Consider the following 3,819-nt stretch of genomic DNA (forward strand, 5'->3'; position numbering starts at 1 on the left):
TGATCCGCCTGGTCACCGCGCTCGGCGAAGTGGCGGCCGTAGGTGTCCTGCTGGGTCTGATACGAGCGGAAACCGCTCTCGAGGGCGATCTCGCCCGCGCCGGCATCACGCGCCGCCGCGACCAGGACCGTGAGAGCGGATGCCGCGTCGGCGCGCAGCGCGCTGCTCTCGATGTTGCGCACTCCTTCGGGCATGACCAGCGCCGAAGGCCGGTAGTCGATCGGAGCCGCGGGCCGGAGCTTGTCGACCACGGTCCACAGGCGCGCGGAGTCGCCCAGGTCGACGCACGCCGCGGTGCCCCCGACGACGGCCGCCCGGAAGGCCTCGCCGCCGCCGGCCGCCCGCACGGCGCCTTCGTCGTCACCCGTCTGAATCGCGGCGGTGAAATCGGGCAGCGCACAGAGATCCGTCGGGACCGCGGATTGCGCGACCGCCCGGGCACCGGCAGCTGTGCGACCGGCGGCGGCTCGACGACCTCCTGGCTCATCGCAGCCTGGGTCTGCTCCTCCACCGTGGGGGCGACCATCGCCGTCAGCGCCGCGGACGAGCCCAGGAGGAGCGCTGCTCCGATCGCGAGACCGGCGACGACGGCGATGCGGCCGACGCGCCTCGGCCGGACGTGCTGAGCGGGCACAGCGCCGGTGGAGGCGACGAGGCCCGATTCGCGCACCGCGCGTCGCGTCAGCGGCGGGCGGGGCTCGAGGGGGAAGGCCGAGCCGCGTGGCGATTCCGGCAGTACGGGCGGGACCGGCACGGCCGCCGCGCGGGCACGCCGCTCCGCTTCCTCACGCATCGCCCGGGCGGCACGACGATTGGGGGGGACCGACCGGGTATCTGCGGGCTTGCCAGGCGCCGTCACGTAAGCCATTGTGACCCCGGACTCGCAAGGAATGCGAACTCCGCGGCATCCGCCTTCGATGCCGTACGAACGCAGTGTCGTCACACTTGACTCAGTATAGAACATCTGTTCTCATGGAGTCATGCGGTGGCAGGGTCAGGAACTGGGAGTGGCGGATGCCGCAGCCCTGCCCGGCCTCGAGCAGCTCAACGGTCTGGTCAGGTCCGTGAAGACGCCGGAGTTCGCCGGGATGACCTTTCACGAAGTGCTGTCTAAGTCCGCGCTCAATCGGGTCCCCGGCGCCTCGGCGATGCCGTTCGACTGGACGGTGAACCCGTACCGCGGATGCAGTCATGCGTGCGTCTATTGTCTGGATCCCGATACGAGGATTCTCATGGCGGACGGACGCACGAAGCGGATCGGAGACATTCGACCCGGCGATGTCGTCGTCGGGACGGAGCGCGTCGGTTCCTATCGTCGATATACACGTGCGACCGTTTCTGCGCAGTGGAAGACGAGTAAGCGGGCATATCGCGTGACGCTCGCCGATGGAACCGAGCTTGTCGCGAGCGGCGATCACCGCTTCCTCACCGAGCGAGGGTGGAAGCACGTCCGGCCCGCCGAACCGGGAAGCCCGCAGCGGCCGTTCCTCACGACCAACAACAAGCTCCTCGGTTTCGGCGACGGGGGCGTTCGCGCCGGACTCGTCGCAACGGACGAATACCGCCGGGGATACCTCTGCGGAATGATCCGGCGGGGACGGGATGATGCTCCGACGGGAGTACGCCCGGTCGAACGGCAGGGGGTCGTACATCGCGCATAGGTTTCGCCTGGCGCTGGCGGACACCGAAGCGCTGGACAGATCCCGCTCGTATCTCGACGACGCCCGGGGGTCGTGACAACCACACGCACCTTCTCCACGACGACGTCGACGAGACGCGAGATGACCGCGATCTTCACGGCAAAGGCGGCGGATTTCGACAGAATCACATCGATCGTCGAATGGCCCGCCGGCCCTTCCTCGGAGTGGTACCGCGGATTCCTCGCCGGCATCTTCGACGCAGAGGGAAGTTGCAGCCACGGCATTCTGCGGATCAGCAATAAGGCGGCCGAGATCCTTCGCGAGATCAGGTCGGGCCTTGACATCCACGGATTCCACTACGCGGTCGAGGGTGCACGCGAGAACGACGTCGTGACCATCCGATTGCTGGGCGGACTGCCCGCGCGACGACGGTTCTTCGAGCTGACGCAGCCCGCGATCACGAGAAAGCTTGCTCTACTCGGAGATGCGGTCAAGTCCGATGCGCCGCTGCGCGTGGTCTCTATCGAGGATCTCAAAGAGACCATCGAGATGGTCGACATCACCACATCGACGGGCGACTTCATCGCCAATGGCGTGATCAGCCATAACTGCTTCGCTCGGGGGACGCACGAGTACCTCGAGCTCGACGCGGGACGTGACTTCGACTCCGAGATCGTCGTCAAGGTCAACGTGGTGGATGTGCTCGAGAAGGAGCTGAGGCGAGGATCGTGGATGCGCGAGCCGGTCGCGCTCGGCACGAACACCGACCCCTATCAGCGCGCCGAGGGCCGCTACAAGCTGATGCCCGGCATCATCTCCGCGCTGACCCAGTCGGGAACGTCGTTCTCTGTCCTCACCAAGGGCACGCTGATCCGGCGCGACATCCCACTGCTGCGGGATGCCGCCACCCAGGTCGATGTGACGATCGCGACCTCCATCGCCGTGTTCGACGACGAGCTGCAGCAGCTCATCGAACCCGGCACGCCGACCACGACGGCGCGGCTCGAGACCGTGCGGGTCGCCACCGAGGCGGGCTTCCGGGTCACGGTGTTCCTCATGCCGATCATCCCGCACCTCACGGATTCCATCGCCGCGATCGACCACGCGCTGACCCGCATCAAGGATGCCGGAGCCGCACGCGTGGTGTACGGCGCGCTGCATCTGCGGCCCGGCGCGAAGCAGTGGTTCCTGCAGTGGCTCGAGCAGCGGCATCCCGAGCTCGTCTCGTCCTACCGCGGGCTGTACCCCGGGATGTCCGCCAACGCGCCGAAGGCGTACCGGTCGTGGCTCGCCAAGCGCGTTCGACCGCTCCTTCGCGTGCACGGTCTCGACGGCCGCGCCGAGGATGACACACCGCGCGGCGCGCCGGTCTCGGGCCTGGCGGCGCGCTCGGCGCCGATCATGGTGACCGCACGCGGGCGCGCCGCCGCGTCAGCGAGCGCGCGCGTCAGCTCCCAGCAGGACACCGCCGGCATGCTTTTCTGACGCCTCGTCGAGAGCGTGAAGTGTCACGGTCGCGATCTTCTTCCGCGAGCCGGGCAGCGGCTCGTCCACGAACGCGACGACGGCGTCGAGGAAGGAATTCGACGCGAGGATGCGAGCGTGACCGAGACCGCTGGTCGTGAGCGAGCGCGCCCAAGGGTGCGCCGCCAGGATGCGCGCCGACTCGGTCGCCGGCACCATGCGGTCGCCGTCGTCGTGCACCACCAGCAGCGGGATGTCGTCGGCGAGCGGGGTGCGCACAGCCGACAGCCACGCGAACGGATCGGCGTGGCCTGGGAAGAACCGCCGGGCGAATCGATCGTGCAACGCGGCCGCCACCGCGTCGGAGTAGCCGAGCATGCCCTGAAACTGCGTGAGCAGCGAGTCCGCCTCCGCGAGCGATGCGACGGTGACCACGCGATCCGCCTCGATGCCGCTCGCGACCGCGACGACCGTGGCCAGACCGCCGAACGAGTGGCCGACGATCGCATCGAACCTGCCTCGCTGATCCTGCAGTGTCGTCAAGACATCGATCCAGTCGATCAGGTACGACCCGCGCCCGCCGGACTCACCGTGTGCGGGAGCATCGAAGGAGATCACGCGATACCCGTCGGCGACGAGCTCCCGCACGAGCGGGGCGAACTGGCTCGCACGCCCGTTCCACCCGTGGGCGAGCACGACCGTGCGCGGACCAGCT

Annotated in this window: 3 protein-coding genes and 2 pseudogenes; 3 read left to right on the forward strand and 2 right to left on the reverse strand. The window is 68.4% G+C overall.

The features are described 5' to 3' along the window. Window positions 1-347, reverse strand: a pseudogene (locus WYM_RS20845) (D-alanyl-D-alanine carboxypeptidase family protein); the annotation flags it as partial. Between the two features lie 633 nt (window positions 348-980). Between WYM_RS20845 and WYM_RS22335 the strand changes: the two are divergent. The 3 genes and pseudogenes from WYM_RS22335 to WYM_RS21890 form a co-directional block, all read left to right on the forward strand. Next, a pseudogene (locus WYM_RS22335) lies at window positions 981-1,215 on the forward strand (Rv2578c family radical SAM protein); the annotation flags it as partial. 17 nt (window positions 1,216-1,232) lie between these two features. Then, a complete protein-coding gene (locus tag WYM_RS21885) occupies window positions 1,233-1,661 on the forward strand; it encodes a hypothetical protein (protein ID WP_237739459.1) in 429 nt (142 codons plus the stop codon). Between the two features lie 120 nt (window positions 1,662-1,781). Then, window positions 1,782-3,125 (forward strand): radical SAM protein, encoded by a 1,344-nt coding sequence (locus WYM_RS21890; protein WP_019182373.1) that lies wholly within the window; start codon window positions 1,782-1,784, stop codon window positions 3,123-3,125. Here WYM_RS21890 and WYM_RS20855 read toward each other — a convergent pair. Next, the coding region (locus WYM_RS20855) for an alpha/beta hydrolase (RefSeq protein WP_019182374.1) at window positions 3,072-3,819 on the reverse strand (748 nt) is incomplete at its 5' end. The two genes, WYM_RS21890 and WYM_RS20855, sit on opposite strands and share 54 nt — an antisense overlap.

Origin of the sequence: Microbacterium yannicii PS01, assembly GCF_000304335.1 — a bacterium.
Classification (GTDB): Bacteria; Actinomycetota; Actinomycetes; order Actinomycetales; family Microbacteriaceae; genus Microbacterium; species Microbacterium yannicii_A.